This is a genomic window from Cyclobacterium amurskyense (assembly GCF_001050135.1).
GTDB classification, from domain to species: Bacteria; Bacteroidota; Bacteroidia; order Cytophagales; family Cyclobacteriaceae; genus Cyclobacterium; species Cyclobacterium amurskyense.
In genome coordinates, this window is record NZ_CP012040.1 from 3,069,340 (window position 1) to 3,090,586 (window position 21,247).

Sequence of the window (21,247 nt, forward strand, 5' to 3'; positions counted from 1 at the left end):
TTAATGTTTCGGGCTTTTAATAATTTAAGCGTTTATCCAGTTAGCAACATCTTCTTTGCTTGGATTAGGAGCGTCAAGTTTTAACTTTTTCTTTTTTCCACAAATATCATTGAAGAGTTTGTTGGGGTTGAGCCCTTTCAGTTGTTCAATGGTGTAGATATTCAGCTCCCTGATGGCGGGAACAAGACCTGGATGAATCCCTAAGCCTATAAATTCCTCATCTGTGGCAACTTTTATTTTTTTCTCTGGTTTCATTTGCGGGAAGAACAATACTTCCTGAATGGTACTTTGATTGGTAAGCATCATGCAGAGTCGGTCTATTCCTATTCCTAAACCAGATGTTGGAGGCATGCCATATTCAAGTGCCCTTAGGAAATCTTCGTCCATAGCCATGGCTTCGTCATCTCCTCTTTGAGCTAGCTTAAGTTGGTCTTCAAACCTTTCCCTTTGGTCAATTGGGTCATTTAACTCGGTATAGGCATTGGCGATCTCTTTACCATTGACAAATAACTCGAATCTTTCCACTAAACCTGGCTTGCTCCTATGTTTTTTAGCAAGAGGTGTCATTTCTATGGGGTAGTCAGTAATATAGGTAGGCTGAATCAGGTGTTCTTCTACCTTTTCACCAAAGATCTCATCGATCAGTTTACCTTTACCCATACTGTCATCTACCTCTAAACCCATGTCCTTGCAGACCTCTCTTAAGGCTTTTTCATCCATTTGGCTGACATCTATGCCAGTGTATTCCTGAATGGATTCAAACATGGACAATCGTTTATAAGGGCCTTCAAACTCAATTACCTTATCACCAACTTTTGCTTGGGTAGTACCTAGTACCCGGGTAGCAATTTGTGAGATAAGCTTCTCAACCATTTCCATCATCCATATATAGTCCTTGTAGGCCACATAGATTTCCATGGAGGTGAATTCAGGATTGTGCGTCCTGTCCATGCCTTCATTTCGGAACATTTTTCCTATTTCATAAACGCCTTCAAATCCACCAACGATCAATCGCTTTAAATAAAGCTCATTGGCTATTCTTAGAAACAAGGGGGTATCCAATGCGTTATGATGTGTTTCAAATGGTTTTGCTGCAGCCCCACCATGTACCTGTTGTAATATTGGTGTCTCCACTTCCATCCAGCCATGGTCATCAAAATAATTACGCATGGTTGAAATAATTTTAGACCTGGTAACAAAAGTCTCCTTTACCTCAGGGTTAACTATTAGGTCCACATATCGTTGTCTGTACCTAAGTTCTGGGTCAGTAAATCCGTCAAAGACATTGCCATCATCATCCCGTTTTACTATAGGTAGCGGTTTTACTGATTTAGACAATAAAGTGAATTCTTGAACATGTAAGGAAATTTCTCCCGTTTGAGTGGTGAAGATGAATCCTTTAAGCCCAATGAAATCACCAATCCCCAAAAGTTTTTTAAATACAGTATTGTAAAGGGTTTTGTCCTCGTCTGGGCAAAGATCATCTCTTCTTACATAGATCTGAAGCCTGCCGGTACTGTCTTGTATTTCTGCAAAACTAGCCGAGCCCATAATTCTTCGGGTCATTAACCTTCCGGCAATACTGATGGCTTTATAATCGTTTTTACGATTTGCGTAATTTTGATGAATATCTGCCGCGTTGGCATTGATTGGGTAAGAAAGGGCGGGGTAAGGATCAACTCCCAGATTAATTAATGCCTCCCGGTCTTTTCGTCTCTCTATCTCCTGTTCGTTCAGTAATTGCATGGGTAAATATCAGTTATGCTATTTTTGATAGTTTTTAGCGCTATTCTATTTGATTAATTTAAAGAATTCCCTTCAAAATCAGCCTGTTTTCAATAAATGGCAGGCCAATCTATATCCTTTTGTCAATAATACTCGGTAAGAAAACCTCCCGAATAATAAGCTTTATAATGGGTTGTTTGAATTGGAATGGAAGTTTTATCGAATCAACATACCTTTTAAATAAAAGGGTAACCTCTTCCCACAAGCAACTTCTCCAGTCTTTACAATTCACCTATTTTGAGATGAAGAAATACAATTCCCAGAATATCAAAAGAAAAATCAGGTTTTATTCTCATTTTCAGAGCGCAAAGATACCAAAAAAACAACTAATGACAGGATTTGAGCTGCGATTTTATCACCTAACTATTGATTTCAGCACCTTTGATTTTAATAGGGAATACCTAAATTTAGAGATGATTGAAGTTAAAATGGCTGATGACATTGCCTCATTAAGGCTGTTAGGGTATTAAATAATAGCTGTTTACTATTTAGATTTAAGTCAGTAATAAATCCATAAGCATGCATAAATTATTAAATAGCACTAAGTATTCATGTAGTTTAATTTGTAAGCTCTGCCTTTTATTTCTGACATTTCAGGGTCATGATACTATTGCACAAAGAGAGAAAGTTATATTGGATACCGATATGGGGTCAGATTGCGATGATGTTGGAGCAATGGCTTTACTGCATCATTATGCAGACCAGGGTAAGGTCGAAATTCTTGGTGTAATCTACAGTTCTGGCAAAGTCCCTTATGGTGCAGGTATAGTTGATGCCATAAATGTATATTATGGTAGACCTGATATACCAGTAGGAGCAAGTCATGACCTTAGCTTTGGAGATCCAAGGGATAAAATGCAGGCAGAGAAGCTGGCTAAAGATACGGCAGCCTATAAAAATAAGATCATACACAATAAAGATGCAACAGAACAAACCTCACTAAGTCGGAAACTTTTGGTGGATGCACCAGATAATTCTGTTACATATATTACTATTGGTCATACCAAAGGTTTGTATGAGCTCTTAAACTCCAAGGCCGATAAGCACTCACCGATGAGTGGCATAGAATTGATCACAAAGAAAGTGAAAAGATGGGTGGCACTAGGCGCCCTCGGTGCATCCAATACAGAAGGGAAGATGGTGCAGGATTGGAATTTTTTTAAAAATAATACCGCTGCTTACACAGATTACCTGATAGACCATTTTCCGAAACCGACCTATTTTGTTGATTCAGGAGCGGATGTATATACGGGGAAATCCCTAGAAAGCTCAAGGGCTGGAAATATCCTTAGGGCAGCCTATAGGGACTGGCTTTGGAATGTAGAAGGAAAAATGATTAGAGATGAAAGGCCCAGTTGGGATCTTGCTACTGTTTATTATGCGGTAATAGGACAAGGGGATTTTCTTGAAGAATTGAGTCCAGGTGCATTGACTTTTGATCTTAAAAAAGGTAGTAAGTGGGTTTCAGACAAAGTAAACCCCTTACACCACTTTATTGTGCAAAGGGAGAATGTTGCAAAGGACTTTGCCAACTACCTGAATCTTGCCATTGGTACAAAACCTCAAAACACATTTATAGATGAGTAGGTCAAAAATAGTATTATTGGGGTGCTTGTTTTGGTTTAGCTCTCAGTTGCTTTATGGGCAAGCGAACAATAAGGTTGATGTTTTATCAAAAGATCAATTGGAATTTTTGGAACAATTAACCGTAGCTGTTCTTGAAGAGTCTAGTATTCATCCGGGCCAGTTTATTTCTGAAGTGTTTGGGGCAAATAACAGCGGTGGATTATTAATTAGGCCAGGAGGAAGAAATGCTTATCCTTCTTTTTGGATTAGAGATTATGCGATGGCCCTAGAAACTGACTTGGTTTCTCTAGAGGCGCAAAAGCACATGTTGTTGCTTACAGCCAAAAGCCAGGCAAACCAAAGCTGGATCACTTCTGGAGGGAGTATGGTTCCAGTAGGATCGATAGCTGACCATATTAGAATTGATGATGGTCTTCCTATTTATTTCCCTGGCACTTACAGTTATGCTGATCAAGGCACAGAGAGATGGGGAAGTCTCCCTCCATATGGGGATCAGTTTATGTTTGTACATATGGCCCATTATTATGTCAAAACTTTGGGGGAAATTGGGATTCTATCAGAAGAGATCAATGGAATGAAATTAATAGATAGGCTAACTTTGGCTTTTCATGTTCCACCATCAGGATTGGATAATCATTTGGTTTATGCTTCCGATCGATTTAGAGGAGTAGATTTTGGTTTTAGAGATGCGATTGAACTTACAGGCGAATTACTTTATCCTTCTTTATTAAAGTTTAGGTCTGCAATGCAGCTTTCTGAACTTTTTGAATTACTGGATCGCCCAGAGCAGTCAGAAAAATACAAGGAAATAGCCATTGCCATTAAGAAGAACATACCTTCTGTTTTCAAAGATGAAAGCGGCTTTTTAAAAGCATCTACTATATTAAGTGCTCAACCCGACGTGTGGGGAACTTCCCTTGCCATTTATTTGGGAGTCTTGGAGGGAGAGGATTTAAGTTCTGCCAGCAAGGTATTGTCGAATGCTTATAAAAAGGGTACCATTTCTTATCGAGGAAATGTCAGGCATGTGCCCACAGACCATGATTTTGATGAGAATAAGGTTTGGGAAAAATCTTTGGCAGCCAAAAACACCTATCAGAACGGCGCTTATTGGGGAACCCCTACTGCTTGGGTAGCCTTTGCTATTCAATATAGCAGTCCGGAGCTTGCCAGGCAATTGGCCAATGAGTACATCGAGGAGCTAAAAGAAAATGATTTCCGCAAAGGAGCTGATTTTGGTGCGCCATATGAGTGTTTTGATAAGCAGGGAGGTACCCAAAACCCAGTTTACCTTACTTCTGTAGCTGAGCCTCTTGCTGCGTTTAGGAAAATGATATCGGGAAAGAAATAAGAGGTTTTCGTTGGGTGGATAATTCCATTTTCGTTATTTAAAGTCTCTATTTACCTCTTTTTGAGTATAAATTCATAAAGCTAAAGCCCATTTCGGGTTTAATAATTCAGTATTTCGGAATAGGTAGAAGACTAGCAGAATATTTAATTCTGTACTTAAGGTTAAAAATATCAATAACTATTTGATTTTTAAAGGGGGATAGGTTACATTTGACGCATGAAAAATCACGCAGCTACCTATTTTAGCTTCTTTTACTTTTACTTTCGTCCCTTAAGTCGAATCGGAGCTGCGTATTGTCTTGACAAAAAATAACAAAAGATAAAAAACATAGAAGCCCGATTCGAAAGAATCGGGCTTTTTTATTTTAATATTTAACCGAGAATAAAGAGATGGAAAATCACTTACAAACAAAAGACTGGGGTTTAGGTCTAAAAAATGAGCACCTGATTATAGCAGGACCATGTAGCGCAGAAACCCCTGAGCAAATCGAAAAGGTTTGCCAGGATATGATCACCGCCAATGTTATACCTGATGTATTCAGGGCAGGAATCTGGAAACCGAGAACTAGACCAGGAAGCTTTGAGGGTATTGGAGAAGATGGCTTGAAGTGGATGGAAATCGTAAGAGAGAAGCTTCATATTCCTATTACCACAGAAGTAGGAAATGCATCTCACGTAGAGTCTGCCTTAAAACATGGTGTTGATATTCTATGGATTGGTGCTAGAACTACCGTGAATCCATTTGCTGTCCAGGAAATTGCTGACGCACTTAAGGGGGTTGATATCCCTGTTATGGTTAAAAACCCAATGAATCCTGATTTGGAACTTTGGAGAGGTGCTTTAGAAAGACTTCAAGCTGTAGGCGTAAACAAACTTGCTGCCATCCATAGGGGATTCAGTGATGCTTATGACAAGAAATTCCGTAACAAACCCAATTGGTCAATGCCAATTCATTTGAAAAGGTTGTGGAAAGGAATGCAGGTAATCAACGATCCTAGTCATATTGTAGGTAATAGAAAAGGTATTCTTGAAACTGCTCAGCGTGCGATTAATTTCGGGCTTGACGGATTGATGATAGAAACACACCACGATCCTGACAATGCATGGAGTGATGCGAAACAGCAAGTAACTCCTCAGCAATTGAGAGAAATATTGGATCAAATTGATTTCAAACACCCTATCCAAGTTGAACATCCTTCAGAAAAATTGCAGGATCTTAGAAATGCTGTAGATCATTTGGACGATCAATTGTTAGACCTTTTGGCAGAAAGATTTTCTATTATAGATCAAATTGGTGAGCACAAAAGAGACAATAATCTTACTGTATTTCAGGCAGACCGTTGGAAGCAAGTGATGGAATCTAGAACCATTAGTGGAATGGAGAAAAACCTTAGTGAAAAATTCATGAAGGAATTACTTTATTGCATTCATGAAGAGTCAGTAAAGCGTCAGGAAAAGAAATTGAGAGATAACGTTTCTGCAAAGAAATCAGTTTGATTGTTAAGCCCGTTTTTATCTTAAATAAATGTTGATTGGTTTATTTTGATTGTATTCTTAGCCTAATATTAGAAAAAGGTTTAAGGTATAGTCTGCCCAAAACAGGATTGTTTTTCCTGAATTGGATACAAGAACCTGATCTTCAAAGAGTGGAAATTATAAGTAGAAATATCCTTTTACTATCCATTCCTTTTAAGAGATAAAAACGGGTTTAATTTTTACCTTTACAAAAAAACAGATTTTGGAAACAATAATATTTTCATCCCGAATAGCACAGGATTTGGTTCGGTTTCTCGATTCAAAGAAATACTCCAAACTTGGGGTCATCATGGATAGTCATACCATCAAACACTGTTACCCTTTAATCTCTAATCATCTTCCAGAGCATACCAGTTTTACTTTTGAAGCAGGTGAGGTGCATAAAACACTTGATACCTGTGTGAACATCTGGGAATGGATGACTGAGAATGGTTTTGACCGTAAAACACTTATCCTAAATATTGGTGGAGGGGTTACAGGGGATATGGGAGGTTTTTGTGCAAGTACTTATAAGCGAGGTATTCGCTTTATAAATTTGCCAACAACCTTGCTTTCTCAGGTGGACGCAAGTGTAGGTGGAAAGCTAGGGATTGACTTTAAGGGATTCAAAAATCATATTGGAGTATTTAACCCACCAGAAGGAGTTCTGATTAGTGATGAATTCCTAGGAACCTTGCCTGAACCTGAATTGCGTTCTGGCTATGCCGAAGTGATCAAACATGGCTTGATAAGGAATGAAAATTACTTTAACAGCCTTAAAACAGAGAATTGGCAAACCCAAGCCTGGAAAGACATTATCTCTGTATCTGTTGGGATCAAAAGGGAAGTGGTAGACAAAGACCCAAAGGAAGATGGCCTTAGGAAAATCCTGAATTTTGGACATACTATAGGTCATGCTGTCGAATCACATTATCTGGATACACCATCTCATCTTCTTCATGGAGAGGCCATAGCCGTAGGCATGATAGCTGAAGCTTATCTTTCGCATAAATTTTTAAGATTGCCAAATGAGCAGCTTGAAATCATTCAACAAAAATTATTGGCAGTATTTGGGAAGGTCCATATTGATAAAAAGGATTTCGATACAATCATTGACCTGTGTTTTCAGGACAAGAAAAACGAAGGGAACGTGCTTAATTTTTCCTTATTAAGGAGAATTGGAGATTGTGATTTCAATATAGTTGTTGGTAAAGAAGCCATTGCGGAAGCTATGGATTACTACAATCAACTGGAAGGTTAAAAGCCATAAAAAATCCCTTTGTTGTTATAAGCCTTCAAATTTTAAGTTTAAAAAATTCCATGAATACAATAGTACTGCCAAAAAAAAGTTCGTTTGGTCAAGTTCAAATTCCACTACCTTCATCCAAAAGTGAAAGCAATAGGGTTTTGATCATCGATGCCCTTACCGAGGGGAAAAATAAACTTTCTAATCTGGCTGAGGCTAGAGATACACAAACCATGATTCGGTTACTCAAGGAAGATCCGGCTACTTATGATGTGTTGGATGCAGGTACGACCATGAGGTTTTTGACAGCCTATGCAGCGCTGAACAATAGGAAAAAAACCATGACGGGTACTGCTCGGATGTGTGAAAGACCTATTGGTATTTTGGTAGATGCTTTAAAGGAACTTGGAGCAAGCATTACTTATCTTAAAAAAGAAGGATATCCCCCTTTGTCTATTGCAGGATTTTCAGGTCAAAAAACCAATCAAATTGAAATTAGAGGGGACGTTAGTAGTCAGTATATTTCTGCCTTATTGATGAATGCCCCATTATTACCAAATGGATTGGTGCTTGACCTCACCGGTAAAATTGGTTCAAGAACCTATATCACCATGACGCTTGAATTAATGAAGGCCTTCGGTGTTGATTATGTTTTTGAAGGAAGCCAGATTAGGATAGAGCCCGGAAAATACCAAGCCACCACCTTTTCAGTAGAGAGTGACTGGTCCGGCGCAAGTTATTGGTTTAGTTTATTGGCCTGTGCTGATGCTGGCGAATTGTACCTTAAAGGCCTCAAGGCAGAGAGTTTACAAGGAGATGCCAAAATCGTTGACATAATGGATAAACTTGGCGTTGAAAGTGAATTTCAAAGCGATGGAGTAATCCTGAGAAAAAAAGAAATTACCGGTTTGTCATCTTTCGACTTTACACATTGCCCTGATTTGGCGCAAACAGTGGCCGTCACCTGTGCATTAACAGGACAAACATCTGATTTTACTGGACTGGAAAGTTTGCGGATAAAGGAAACAGACAGGATCGATGCCTTACAAAAAGAATTGGCTAAAATTGGTGCTTTACTTGAAGAACGAAAACCAGGCGTATTTACCCTTGTGCCTGCAACAATTATTCCCGAAACAGTAAGAATTGCCACTTATGATGACCATAGAATGGCAATGGCATTTATGCCTTTGATAACCAGAACCAAACTGGTAATAGACGATCCTGAAGTGGTAAACAAGTCGTATCCAAGTTTTTGGAAACATTGTTCATTGCTGGAGATTGTACCAGAATATAAAAATGAATAGGTTTTTCTTCCAGACTAGCTGAGTCTGAGTAGTTTTGGTAGTTAGATTCAATATAGTGCGTTGAATATTCAAGATAATCCACTTAATAGATTAGATTTTGGAAAAGAAATTAAAAGTTGCAATACAGGGTGTTCTAGGTTCTTTTCATCACCAAGTAGCCCAACAATACTTTGGAGAGAATATTGAAGTATTTGGATACAACACTTTTGAAGAAGTTGCCAAAAATGTTGAAAACCAAGTAGTGGATGTGGCTGTTATGGCCATAGAGAATTCTATCGCAGGTGCTATCTTGCCTAATTATGATATAATAGACAGACACGAACTTTTCATCTCAGATGAGTATTATTTACCCATCTCACACAATCTAATGGCTTTGCCTGGACAGGAATTGTCAGCCATTACTGAAGCCAGGTCGCATCCCATGGCATTATTGCAATGCAAAAAGTTTTTTGCTGAGCATCCATCTATAAACCCAATAGATGATGTTGATACGGCCTATGTTGCCAAGATTATTTCAGAGCAAAAGATCAAAGGTTTAGCCGCAGTGGCAAGTCCAAAAGCCGCGGAATTTTATGGGTTAGAACTGTTAGCTGAAAATATTCAAACGGTTAAAAATAACTTTACCAGATTTATAATTCTGCAAAAAGACAAGCCGGTAAGTGATGCGGCACCAACCAAAGCCAGTTTGAAGATTACAATTAAAAATCAAAAAGGAGGTTTAGCTAAATTGCTAACTGTTTTGAGTGATAATGACCTTGATTTGACTAAAATTCAGTCTATCCCTGTGATGAGTAAGCCTTGGGAGTATTCATTTTTTATCGATACACTTATTTCTGATGTTGAGAAATTTAATCATGCGATGGATTTAATCGCCTCTGAATACGGTTCGGTTAAGATTTTTGGAACATATCAAAGCAGAAAATAATGAAAGGTTTTTCCGATAGGTTAGGAGAAGTTAAAGAATACTATTTCTCTAAAAAACTAAAAGAGGTCCAACAACTTAGAGAAAGTGGGAGGCCGATTATCAATATGGGGATAGGTAGTCCTGACCTTCCGCCAGATGATAGTGTTATTGAAGCATTAAAGCGGACAGCATCCTCTCCCTCTGCACATGGGTACCAATCTTATCAAGGGACCAATGAATTGAGAAATGCCATCGCCGCGTTTTATGCAAGGAATTATAGTGTAACCCTTGATCCTTCTTCTGAAGTTTTGCCTTTGATGGGGTCCAAAGAAGGAATCATGCACATTTCAATGGCTTTTTTAAATGAAGGTGATGAGGTTTTGGTGCCCAATCCAGGATATCCTACTTACACCTCAGTCACCAAACTGCTAAATGCCAAACCCATTTATTATTCACTTAATGAAGAGGATAATTGGGAACCAGACTGGGAGGCATTGAGTCAAGCAGACCTTACGAAAGTAAAATTAATGTGGGTGAATTACCCTCATATGCCTACGGGTGCAATAGGGAGTGAAGCCTTATTTATTAAGCTTGTAAATTTTGCGAAAGAGAACAATATTCTGTTGGTTCACGACAATCCTTATAGCTTTATTCTGAATGAAGAGCCTAAAAGTTTGTTGGAAATACCTGGCGCAAAAGATCATGCCTTGGAATTAAATTCTCTTAGCAAAACATACAATATTCCAGGATGGAGAGTAGGCATGTTGGCTGGTAGAAGTGATTACCTAGCTGCTGTACTGAGGGTTAAGAGTAATATGGACTCCGGTATGTTTTTAGGGATTCAAGAAGGGGCTGTTGCTGCTTTGAACTTAGGCAATGCCTGGACCCAGTCTATGAATAAAGTTTATTCTAGAAGGAAAGACCTTGTATTGGAAATGGCCAAGTTATTGCAGCTAGAAGTCCAGAAAGATGCTGTTGGTTTATTTGTATGGGGCAAAGTCTCCGAGGGTAGAACGGCTACCGATCTTGTGGACCAACTGCTTTATGATTTCGATATTTTCATTACGCCAGGGCTTATTTTTGGTAGCAACGGAGCATCTTATGTTCGGTTTTCATTATGTGTAGGAGAGGATAAAATGGAGGAAGCCATTACAAGGTTAAAAAACTATAAATTGCCATGAAAAAAATACATATCATAGGTTTAGGCCTGCTGGGTGGTTCTTTCGCACTGGCAGCCAAGAAAATTTTTCCTGAATTAGAAATCACTGGTTTCGATTCGGACAGTGAAAATTTAGGTGTAGCTGTGGAAATGCAACTAATATCCAAAGCTCTACCTGAGCCAGGTAAGGATACAGATATTGTGATTTTGGCAACACCTGTGGATACCTTGTTTGAAATTTTAGATAAGACACTTTCGAAGGTAGGAGAGAAAACTTTGGTAATGGACTTTGGTTCCACAAAAGACCAACTTTGCCAACAGGTAAGTCAGCATCCCAAAAGGGCACAATACTTAGCAGTTCATCCGATTGCTGGAACAGAAAACTCAGGCCCCAAAGCAGCACAAGTGGATCTTTTCGACGGGAAGGTCATGATCATTTGTGAAATGGAAAAGACAGATGTTCACCTTAAGAAGATGGCTTATGATATTTTTGATGCTTTAAACTTACGTTTACGCTTCATGGATCCAAAAGACCATGACCTTCATTTGGCATTTGTTTCTCACCTGTCCCATGCGACCTCCTTTGTATTGGGAAAGACGGTTATTGATAAAACTGCAGATGAGAGAAATATTTTAGATATGGCTGGCAGCGGGTTTGCCTCTACTGTGAGATTGGCTAAAAGTTCTCCTGAAATGTGGGGACCAATTTTTTTGGAAAATAAAACCAATGTATTGGAAGCCTTGGACAGTTATATTGACCATTTGACAGCCTTTAGAAATAGAATTGCAAATTATGATTCTGAAGGGTTAAAGGCCGATATGAGAGAAGCCAATAAAATTAGGAATATCTTGGATTTTAAGGAATAAATTGAAAGAATGGTAATAATAGTTGATTAATTGTGGTTTTGTTGTAAATTGGTATATATGCATTTGACTTTAGATACTGAATTCGCGACATTAAAACAAGTATTGGTTCATAGGCCTGGAAGAGAAATAGATAGGTTAACACCATACAATAAACACTTACTGCTCTTTGAAGATGTTCCTTACTTAGAGGAAATGCAAAGAGAACATGATATTTTCACACAGCTCATACGAGAAAAATGTGGTGCCGAGGTTTATTATTTTGATCAACTATTGGAGGATATTCTTGAGGACAATGAGGTTAGAAGTAACTTGATTCGGGAAGCGTTGGCAGTTTCTCGATTGGGGCATTTGAGCGATGAACTTCTAGGAGTACTAACTCAAGAGCAATGTGTACAAGCCCTTATAGCTGGTATCAAGGTGCACGAAGTTAGAGGCAGAATGAGTGCTGCAGCATTGTCTGACCTTTTGGACTTGGCATTTTTAATTCCCCCATGTCCAAATTTGTATTTTCAACGGGATACCGCCGCCATATTACCAGGAGGCATGATTTTTTCAAGTATGCGGTTGGATCAACGCCAAAGGGAGTCTAATATGGTAAGGCAGATTTTTGAAAATCACCCTTTGTTTAAAGATAAAATCCATCAGATATATCCCAGAACAACACACAATAATACACCGTCGATCGAAGGAGGAGATGTGATTATTTTATCCAACAAAGCAGTTGCAATTGGGTGTTCTGAGCGTACCGATGAAAAAGCGGTCTATCATGTTGCTAAAAATCTTATTGCAGATGGTCTTATAGAAAGGGTCTATGAAATTCATTTGCCCAAGAAAAGAAATTTCATGCACCTGGATACTGTTTTTACCATATTAGATAAAAATAGAGTGCTTACTTATCCTGATGCGCTTCAGGCTGTTCAACACATATCGGTCTATACCAGGAAAGAAGAAAATAGCGAACAGGTTAATATCAAAAGAAAGGTTTTGAAAAAAAACTTAAGAGAAGTACTCAGAATGGAAATTCCTTATCTGGAAATAATAGGTACAGATAAGGTAAGCCAGGAATATGCGCTTAGAGAACAATGGTTCGATGGAGCCAATGTGTTTACAACTGGCCCTGGTCAGGTTATCTCATATAATAGGAATAAACACACAAATAAAGCTTTAAAAGATTATGGTGTAGAAGTGTTGGAAATGCCTTCCTCAGAACTTTCCAGAGGGTTGGGTGGGCCAAGGTGTATGAGTATGCCAATTGCCAGAGAGGCAGTTGTATAAGAGGATAGGTGATTAAAACCGAAATGTGAAATAACTCCTTTAGCCTATAAGCTCTGTTAAAAATCAGTCACTTCCTTGCTGTTTTCAATTTCACCATAGCGGTGCTATGCTAAAATCTCCAAACAGCCTGATTTTTCTTGCGATTGCAACACTTCCCGTAAACACGGGGCTATCATATATTCTATTACATGATCCGGGTTAAAGTTGACCATCTACTTCGGTTTATATTAGAAACTATCAAAGAAGGACCTTCTTCTGGATACTTTGAGATCCCTAAGGATGCTTGATTTTACCCGAATATCAATATTGTAAGAGGTAAACCTTCCGAAAGGCACCCAATTAACATTCATTTGCCAGCAATGCAGGTCTCTTGCGATGCCTATCATGGTTTGAGTAATCTTAGCAGTAGATAGATCGTAGCCACTTGTGAAATTGATCTTCCATTTGTCAGATAGACTAAGATCACCGGATATGTTTATTGCTTGGGTGACGTTTTTAGTCCCTGAGGCAGCCTTATTATAGCTCAGATTGTAACTATAGGTCATGTTCCAAGGTATTGACCAGTCTATATACTGGCTTGGGTCATTGGCTATTCTATTGATTTCATTTTCAACAAAATCATTCATTTGACCCCCTTGATTTAAAAACTCATTGGTGAGATCATCACGCACCTCTCCTGGAGATTGTTCTGTCTTACTAGGGTTTACACTCCCGTTGATGTTAAGAGAAGCCCTTCTGATAACACCAAGTCCTTGGCCTTTTTTCCAAGCAAATTCATTGATTCTCCTAGTGGTTACAGTTTCTCCATTGGTAAAGGTGCCTGTAGCATAAGGATCAAAAGTGGCATTTAGGTTGACAGAAAGCCTTTTGTCGAACAATGAGGTTCTTGTATTAAAATTGAAGGGAGCAAGATTAAAGGAGTCTACGGCAAAGTTGTAATTGGTAGACACGTTTAGGGATTGGAGAATGGGGACTTTCTTTGTAGTAGCTTCTGCAGTATCACTTTCTGTCTTAAGTTTAGCTTCCAGCGTGTTTCTGATGTTGATGCTAAGTGATTTTGATTCTCCCAATGGAGCACCACCGTAGATAAAACCTTGAAACCGAGATAGGCGTTGAATGGTGCCACTGGCGTTGGTTTGCACTTCTTGGTAGTAACCATACTTAGGATCTGAAAAATCAGGAGTACTTGTAAACCCAAAGGTAGGTTGCATGTGGTGCCTGATGGCTTCTATTTTAGATCCTTTTTTGAAGGTGTAAAAACCATACACATTGGTAGAGAGGTTAAAAGAACTATTGTAATAATTTACCCTATTGAAGCCACTTTCCAAAATTTGATCTAGCCGTTCTTCCTGTGGGTTGTAATAGTAGTTGATTCTGTCCAAGTACCAGAGTTCAGTAAAATTCATAGAGGCAGTACCTGTAAAGAACCTAAAGAGGCTAAAGTTTGATGAAATAGGAACGGTATTCCTAAATCCATTGTCAGCATCTCTTAAGAGTTGGGGGAGGTTGGCTAAATTAAATGGAATTACATCTGGAGTAGAGGTTAGTCCAAGTTCTTCAAGTTCCTGCTGAAGGTTTGGGTCAACGCCCAATTCTGTGGTAATCCGGTTATTTATAGAGTTTTGGGCATTGAAATTCCAAGAGACATTCAGCGTTTTTAAGGGTTCGAATTTAATGTTTCTAAACGGATTTTGCCTGTTCATATTTATGGCCACATCAGGCAATAACAAATTTACTTCGTCAGTTACCTGATTTTGAGAATGCCTTAAGTTAGCGGACATACTGAACGGTGTCCCTGTAAAAGTCTTGCTATAGGATATGTTAGAGGAAAAATCTGATTGTTGATTTTGTTGGTAATTCCCTTGGTTAAGAATGTTGTCGTTGTAGGATTTGGTACCAAAATTTGCTGAGGCCGAAAACCTGGAATTGCCTCGGGTTTCTGGCGTGTGATTCCACCTAAACCAAAAAGCATCGTATTCCAAAGGTACTTCAGCAGTTTCTGGGCTTTGGAACTTTTGATAATCAATATTTAATCCACCCTTAAACCTGTATCTTTTGTTATAGACCGAAGCCGTTTTCATCCCGTACCCACCTTTGGAAAACACTTCTCCTGTCACCCTGGTGTGGACATAATCATTGAAAGCAAAGTAATAGCCAAAATCCCTAAGGAAGAAACCTCTTCGTTGTTCCTCTCCATAAGAAGGGAAAATAATACCAGATGTTTTTTCTTCAGGAGTATCGGGGATAATACCAAAGGGAAGTCCCAATGGTGTTGGGATATTGTTGAAGTACAAATTAAATGGTCCTGAAATAATGTGTTTGCCCCGTACAGATTTAATTTTGGAGGAAGAAATATGCCAATGTGGTTCCACCAAGTCACAAGTGGTATAAAATCCCTTGCTCAAGTATACAGAGCCTTCACTGTCTTTTTTGACTATTGCGCCTCGAAGTAGCCCTTCATCTTGTTGGGTAACCACATCTGAAATGATGGCCTTTTGACTTTTAAAATTGTAGCGCATCTCCTTTCGGATTTCATATACACTATTGCCTTCCTTAAACATAGGGGTGCCTTGGGCAACGCCAAGGCTGTCTTTCAATCCGGAGGCATAGAGTTCATTTTTTTTCCAATCAATAGCAATATAATCTGCATCCAAACGGATATTTCCATACTCAAACCATGCACCTTTATATAGAAATACTTTATTTTGTGCAAAGTCCGTGATGATACTATCTTCGGCGTAATAATTGATTGTGGTTTGAATATCACCTTTTGGTTGATTTTGGGTAGAATCTAAATCCGCCGCGGTGATAAGGAGAATGCTGTCTGGGAGTACCGGCAATAAGGTATCTAGCCTAACTTCAGGATTCCCTAAGGTATCTGGAGGTGTAAGTTCTAGTTCAGAAGATCTTTCATTACCGGATTCTTGAGCCAAGACAGTATGCCCAAAAAAGGTGAGCATACAGATGGAAAGAAAAACGTTCTTTATTATCTGCACCAATAATTTCTGTTTGCTATAAAAATCATTAAATTTTCGGTAAAGTTAAGGTTATTAACGTTTATGAAACGAACCAAGTTGAAAAATATTCTTATAATTTCATTGCTCTTCATTACAGGTGTTTCAGTGGGATTTATTCCGCCTGTTGAGGAAAAGGCAGAATTCAAATTAAGAAGGATAGTTATTGATGCCGGTCATGGGGGAAAAGATCCTGGGACGATAGGTAAAACCTCGCAGGAAAAGGATGTCGCTCTAGCGATTGCGCTGAAGGTTGGGGGGTATATTTCTGAGCTACTACCTGATGTGGAGGTCATCTATACTCGGAAAACTGATGTTTTTATTGAACTCAAAGAGCGGGCAAACATTGCCAATAGAAATAGAGCAGATTTATTTGTTTCGATTCATTGTAATGCCATTTCTTCTCCCAATGCCTACGGTACAGAGACCTATGTTATGGGGAGTAGGAATTTCAATGCCAATTTTGAAATTGTGAAAAGAGAGAATGCAGTAATTTTATTAGAGGATGATTATCAAGAGAACTATGAAGGGTTTGATCCTAAATCCCCTGAATCCTACATGGTATTTAACCTGATGCAAAAGGCATACTTTGCCAATAGTCTTTCCTTGGCAGAAAAAGTTGAGACCGATTTGAAAACACGAGTTAACAGACATTCCAGAGGTGTAAAACAAGCGCCCTTTTATGTTTTGTGGACGACCAGTATGCCTAGCATCTTAATAGAAACTGGTTTTCTCTCAAATCCTTCAGAAGAAAAGTACCTAAATAGCAAAAGTGGACAAACCTATGTGGCTTCAGGGATATTTAGAGCGATAAAGGCTTATAAAGAAGAATTGGAAGCTATTTGATATAGATTTTTTCATGTTAGCACTTTAATATTCCTTCAAAATTGAATGTCACCTGTAATATATTGCTGAAATTTGGTAAATTTGGTTAATAGAATTGTGAGGTTTATTAGAGATGAATATTCAGATGACAGATAAAGAATTAAATGCTCTTGTGTCTTTGTTGGATGATGGGGATCAGGAAATAAAAGAACATGTTAGAGGTAAAATAATTTCTCTTGGCAATGAAATCATCCCTTTTCTTGAAAGTAAGTGGGAGGGTTCATTTAATCCTGAATTGCAAAAAGAAATCGAAGAGATCGTCCATGACATGCAATTAAACTTGCTTATGGAAAGGCTTACCAATTGGAAAAACTCTGAAGAGAAAGAGTTACTTGAAGGACTGTGGATTATCAATACCTACCTCTATCCGGAACTGGAATTTGAACAGCTCAACGCCCTCATGCAGCAAATTTATTTTGATGTTTGGACTAACTTCAAAAACGAATTATCCGTTTATGATAAAATAAAATTAATCAATAATGTGATGTTCAATGATTTGAAGTTTTCCGCCAACACGAAAAACTTTCATAGTCCTTCGAACAGCATGATCAAAACGGTTTTGGAAACCAAAAAAGGGAATCCTATTAGCCTTTGTTCCGTTTATTTATTGGTAGCCAAGAAACTTGGCTTGCCAGTTTATGGGGTAAATTTGCCTAACCTCTTCGTGTTGACCTATCAATCAGGTAAATTTAAATTTTATATCAACGCCTTTAATAAGGGGCTTATTTTTACTAAACAAGATATAAATAATTACCTAGACCATTTGAAATTGGACCCCAAGCCAGAATACTATGAGCCATGCGGAAACATTGAAATCATAAGAAGAGTAATTCGTAACCTCATCTATTCCTTCGAAAAAATTGGGGATTTGGATAAATCCAGAGAGGTCAGTCAAATGCTAAAAATAGTGAACCAAAATTAAGGCTAAAACCTAATATTGCAACCAACGGCTCTGGTAATGGTAGGACTAGGGCGATCTCTTTTTATTAAGTCATCCAAAGCAGTTTCAAGATAATGTACAGTTGCACTTTCCATCGCTTGCGCGTTGTTGTCAATGGCTCCTCTGTAAGCCACACTATATCCGGTAGGCCCTGAGGTGATTATAACTACTTCAGGGATTTTTTTAACTCCTGTCATTTTGGTAAAAGCCTGATCTGTGTCCATAAGGAATGGCAGTTTGTTGTTTTTAGCAAATGCCAATGAACTAAGTTTTTCCAAGCTTTCATCTTCCTGGCCAGCATGAGGGTTTACCAAGGCAAATGAGATATTGGATTGGGCGTATTTTTCTTTCAGAGCTTTTATTCTGGTGTTGTATAGTTTTGGATAAGGGCATTTGAGTGTGTAAAAAATAAAAACCTGGGCATTGGAGGTCTTGTTTTTCTCAAGGGAATATTCTTGACCAGAAATAGCATCAACCATTTCTAAATTGGAAATCTTTTGCCCGTATAAGGCCGAAGCCCAAAGGATACAAAATAGAAAACACCCAAAAAGCTTATTCATCTCTAGTTGTTTTAGTGACAATCATAAATATAAGAAAAATCACCAAACAGTATAGGTTAGAACCATATCGTTTTCTGAATGAACCACGACTTGGTAGTAATGATCGGAAAAATCAGAGCCGTGTATTTTACCATTAACAATTTTATCGTTTGTTGTGAAAGGGGCTAAAATAATATTCTGTCTTAGGCTAATGCCTTTTTTTCCTTGGCATTTAAAGATGCTTTCTTTTACCGACCAAGCCATTGTATACAATAAGGGGTCTTTGCCTAAAAAGTCTATTTCTAAAGGATCAAGGTATTTTGGCCCTAGTGGCACTGTTTTTTCTCTGACGCTTTCCAGGTCAATTCCTACAGGCATATCCTTGTGAAATATTGCTGCAGCCCAATCACCGTGATGGGTAAGTGAAACATGTCCTGCTCCATCCATAGAGTGAGATTTGCCATGTTGATCTTTATAAAAGCCAGGGTAAGGTAATTCCAGGTTGTCCAAGGTGTTTTTTATGGCTAATCTTGCAGCCTTCCATTCTTTTCTTTTTTGTGGATGGCCGATATTTGCCAGAGATAGTTTTTCTCTGAAACTTAAAAAGTCCATGGAACTGTTTTCGGAGGATTTAATATTGTTGATGGCAAAAGCAGATAAAGGGCTAATTTTTTCTATTTTTGTTAACATAGTAACTTAAAGGCAACTGAGTGGTAATTAGGTTTTGCAATATATGTCAAATATTCAAGTAAGTAAACTTAACACATTAAGAGGTCATAATCATTCTGTTTTTGCACTTGCCATTGGTTGCTTGCCCCACCTTATATACACTGGGTCAGGAGATGGGATGGTGGTGGAATGGGATCTTTCTCGTCCTGGAGATGGGCTTTTATTGGCTAAATTGCCCAGTTCAGTCTATGCTTTGGAAGTAGATGAACAAAGAAATTTGCTATTTATTGGGCAGAATAATGAAGGGGTTCATGTTGTCGACCTAAAGAGTAAAAAGGAGATTTGGTCTCTAAAAATCACTTCCCATTCCATTTTTGATATAAAAGTAATTGATAATTTATTGTTGGTAGCCACAGGGGATGGGGTGTTGGTGGTTTTGGATATAGACGAAAGATCTATTGTTCGCCATATTAAAATCAGTGACCAGTCTTTACGCGTATTGGCAGTTTCTCCAGATAAGCGTCAGATAAGTGTAGGTGCCAGCGATAATATGGTAAAAGTTTTTGATTTAGAAAATTGGAAACCATTAGCGAAATTGCAGGGACATATAAAATCAGTGTTTGCCTTGTCTTACAGCCCTGATGGAAAAATGCTTGTAAGTGGAGGAAGAGATGCTCAACTTAAGTTTTGGGATCCTTCGAATTTTGAAGAGCTACGGAATATTGCTGCACATATGTATGCAATCAATTACCTTTCCTTTAGAGAGGATGGTAAGTATTTTGTGACTTGTAGTATGGACAAATCAATGAAAATTTGGGATTCTGAGGCATTCAAATTGTTGAAAGTAATAGATAAGGCAAGGTATGTAGGTCATGGAACCTCCATCAATAAAGTTTTGTGGATTAAAGATCAAGTAGTAGCCATCAGTGATGATCATACTGTTTCTGTTTGGGAGATAAATATTGGTCAATAACTTCCGATCATAGATCGGCTAAATGAGGAAGAAATGAAAATTACACCATTAGATATCCGTCAAAAGACCTTCGAAAAAAATTTCAGAGGCTATGATAAAGATGAAGTTTCAACCTTCTTAAGCTATTTGTCTCAAGAATGGGAAAAGCTTGTAGAAGAGAAAAATGCGCTCAAGGTAAAGTATGAGCATGCTGAAAAAGAAGCTTCCAAATTAAGGGAAGTGGAACAGTCGCTTTTCAAAACATTGAAAACAGCAGAAGACACTGGCGCTAGCATTATTGAACAAGCGAATAAAACAGCAGAATTAATTTTAAAAGAGGCGCAGATGAATGCCGATGCGCTTCATGCAGAATCAAAAGGGAATGCAAGAAGCCTGATAGATCAAGCAGAATCACAATCCAAAAATATTATTGAAGACCTTAAAGAGGATGTCAATCTATTGGTAGAGAATTATGAAAAATTACTAGACCAAAGAGATTATTTATTAAAGAATTTAAAACGTACTGCTTCCGAGACCTTAGAGAACGTTAGAGCAGCGCAGGAGGGATTCACAGAAATAGATTCTGGTATCCATACCCGCTTGGTCAAAGAACTTCAACGGAAGGAAAAACATAACAATTCTTCTGAAAAAGAAGTATCAAAACCAGTTCCTTCTGGAAATACATACATTTGGGAGCAACCTAAAAATCAAGCGGAACCGGAGAAAGAAAGTGTTCAAACTGAAATTGAAAGTATCCCGACTCCGGAAGCTGAAGCGGCTAAGGAGATAGATACTGAAGAAATGGAAAAGCCAAGTGAGGAGCATACCACTTTGCCTAAGAATAAAAACAAGGACCAATCGGGTTCATTTTTTGACCAATTTGAATAATGGGAAAAGTATCACTCGAGGGGATTGAATTTCACGCCTTTCATGGGGTGTTCTCCGAAGAAAAGAAATTAGGCAATCGCTTTACGGTTGATATGCATGTACACACCGATTTCAAGGAAGCTATGCGTACGGATGACCTCAAATACACTGTTGATTATTTTAAGCTTTACCAAATAGCTAAAGCTCATATGCAGGTTCCGGTGAAGTTGTTGGAACATTTAGGGTATTTAATGATCAAAGATATTTTAAAAGCCTATCCTGAAAGTTATGAAATTCAGGTGATAATAAAAAAACATAATCCTGCCCTTGGTGGGGTAGTTAATTTTTCTGTTGTAGAGGTGGTTTACCCTAGAGATTTTCAATAAAGT

19 protein-coding genes are annotated in these 21,247 nt (G+C 38.3%); 15 read left to right on the top strand and 4 right to left on the bottom strand.

Features of this window, described 5'->3' with window-relative positions:
* Positions 1-24: 24 nt before the first annotated feature.
* Positions 25-1,746 (bottom strand): lysine--tRNA ligase, encoded by a 1,722-nt coding sequence (lysS, locus tag CA2015_RS12720; RefSeq protein ID WP_048642253.1) that lies wholly within the window; start codon positions 1,744-1,746, stop codon positions 25-27.
* Positions 1,747-2,114: 368 nt separating this feature from the next.
* Between lysS and CA2015_RS24845 the strand changes: the two genes are divergently transcribed.
* From CA2015_RS24845 to CA2015_RS12770, 10 genes are all read left to right on the top strand, one after another.
* The gene (locus CA2015_RS24845; RefSeq protein WP_157470458.1) at positions 2,115-2,255 is read left to right on the top strand and encodes a hypothetical protein; all 141 of its coding nucleotides are present in this window, start codon (positions 2,115-2,117) and stop codon (positions 2,253-2,255) included.
* A 49-nt stretch (positions 2,256-2,304) separates the two neighbouring features.
* Positions 2,305-3,372, top strand: coding sequence for a nucleoside hydrolase (locus CA2015_RS12730; protein WP_048642255.1), 1,068 nt, complete (start codon positions 2,305-2,307; stop codon positions 3,370-3,372).
* On the top strand, positions 3,365-4,723 hold the full coding sequence (locus tag CA2015_RS12735; RefSeq protein WP_048642256.1) for a hypothetical protein: 1,359 nt from the start codon (positions 3,365-3,367) through the stop codon (positions 4,721-4,723). The genes CA2015_RS12730 and CA2015_RS12735 overlap by 8 nt, the downstream gene beginning before the upstream one ends.
* A 389-nt stretch (positions 4,724-5,112) precedes the next feature.
* Complete coding sequence (locus CA2015_RS12740; RefSeq protein WP_048642257.1) at positions 5,113-6,219, top strand: chorismate mutase; 1,107 nt, start codon at positions 5,113-5,115, stop codon at positions 6,217-6,219.
* A gap of 241 nt (positions 6,220-6,460) precedes the next feature.
* Positions 6,461-7,498, top strand: coding sequence for a 3-dehydroquinate synthase (gene aroB, locus CA2015_RS12745; RefSeq protein WP_048642258.1), 1,038 nt, complete (start codon positions 6,461-6,463; stop codon positions 7,496-7,498).
* A 59-nt stretch (positions 7,499-7,557) separates the two neighbouring features.
* Positions 7,558-8,787, top strand: a complete 1,230-nt coding sequence (locus tag CA2015_RS12750) for a 3-phosphoshikimate 1-carboxyvinyltransferase (protein WP_048642259.1) — start codon at positions 7,558-7,560, stop codon at positions 8,785-8,787.
* A gap of 97 nt (positions 8,788-8,884) precedes the next feature.
* Positions 8,885-9,712, top strand: coding sequence for a prephenate dehydratase (locus tag CA2015_RS12755; protein WP_048642260.1), 828 nt, complete (start codon positions 8,885-8,887; stop codon positions 9,710-9,712).
* The gene (locus CA2015_RS12760; RefSeq protein ID WP_048642261.1) at positions 9,712-10,872 is read left to right on the top strand and encodes a pyridoxal phosphate-dependent aminotransferase; all 1,161 of its coding nucleotides are present in this window, start codon (positions 9,712-9,714) and stop codon (positions 10,870-10,872) included. Before CA2015_RS12755 ends, CA2015_RS12760 begins: the two co-directional genes overlap by 1 nt.
* Positions 10,869-11,717, top strand: a complete 849-nt coding sequence (locus CA2015_RS12765) for a prephenate dehydrogenase (protein WP_048642262.1) — start codon at positions 10,869-10,871, stop codon at positions 11,715-11,717. Before CA2015_RS12760 ends, CA2015_RS12765 begins: the two co-directional genes overlap by 4 nt.
* A gap of 57 nt (positions 11,718-11,774) precedes the next feature.
* On the top strand, positions 11,775-12,992 hold the full coding sequence (locus CA2015_RS12770; protein WP_048642263.1) for an arginine deiminase: 1,218 nt from the start codon (positions 11,775-11,777) through the stop codon (positions 12,990-12,992).
* A gap of 227 nt (positions 12,993-13,219) precedes the next feature.
* On the opposite strand, the gene CA2015_RS12775 is transcribed toward CA2015_RS12770, so the two are convergent.
* Positions 13,220-15,952: a putative LPS assembly protein LptD gene (locus CA2015_RS12775; RefSeq protein ID WP_048642264.1), complete on the bottom strand. Its 2,733-nt coding sequence runs from the start codon at positions 15,950-15,952 to the stop codon at positions 13,220-13,222.
* Between the two features lie 99 nt (positions 15,953-16,051).
* On the opposite strand from CA2015_RS12775, the gene CA2015_RS12780 reads away from it, so the two are divergent.
* Complete coding sequence (locus CA2015_RS12780) at positions 16,052-16,852, top strand: N-acetylmuramoyl-L-alanine amidase family protein (protein ID WP_048642265.1); 801 nt, start codon at positions 16,052-16,054, stop codon at positions 16,850-16,852.
* Between the two features lie 124 nt (positions 16,853-16,976).
* Positions 16,977-17,813: a transglutaminase-like domain-containing protein gene (locus CA2015_RS12785; RefSeq protein ID WP_048644504.1), complete on the top strand. Its 837-nt coding sequence runs from the start codon at positions 16,977-16,979 to the stop codon at positions 17,811-17,813.
* A gap of 2 nt (positions 17,814-17,815) precedes the next feature.
* Here CA2015_RS12785 and CA2015_RS12790 read toward each other — a convergent pair whose 3' ends face one another.
* A complete protein-coding gene (locus CA2015_RS12790; RefSeq protein WP_048642266.1) occupies positions 17,816-18,391 on the bottom strand; it encodes a redoxin family protein in 576 nt (191 codons plus the stop codon).
* Positions 18,392-18,430: 39 nt separating this feature from the next.
* Positions 18,431-19,060: a 4'-phosphopantetheinyl transferase family protein gene (locus tag CA2015_RS12795; RefSeq protein ID WP_048642267.1), complete on the bottom strand. Its 630-nt coding sequence runs from the start codon at positions 19,058-19,060 to the stop codon at positions 18,431-18,433.
* 43 nt (positions 19,061-19,103) lie between these two features.
* Here CA2015_RS12795 and CA2015_RS12800 point away from each other — a divergent pair, with 43 nt between their 5' ends.
* From CA2015_RS12800 to folB, 3 genes are read left to right on the top strand one after another with little or no spacing between them, the layout of a single operon-like run.
* The gene (locus CA2015_RS12800; protein ID WP_048642268.1) at positions 19,104-20,012 is read left to right on the top strand and encodes a WD40 repeat domain-containing protein; all 909 of its coding nucleotides are present in this window, start codon (positions 19,104-19,106) and stop codon (positions 20,010-20,012) included.
* Between the two features lie 33 nt (positions 20,013-20,045).
* A complete protein-coding gene (locus tag CA2015_RS12805) occupies positions 20,046-20,879 on the top strand; it encodes a DivIVA domain-containing protein (protein ID WP_048642269.1) in 834 nt (277 codons plus the stop codon).
* A complete protein-coding gene (gene folB / locus CA2015_RS12810; RefSeq protein ID WP_048642270.1) occupies positions 20,879-21,244 on the top strand; it encodes a dihydroneopterin aldolase in 366 nt (121 codons plus the stop codon). Before CA2015_RS12805 ends, folB begins: the two co-directional genes overlap by 1 nt.
* The last annotated feature ends 3 nt before the right edge of the window (positions 21,245-21,247 follow it).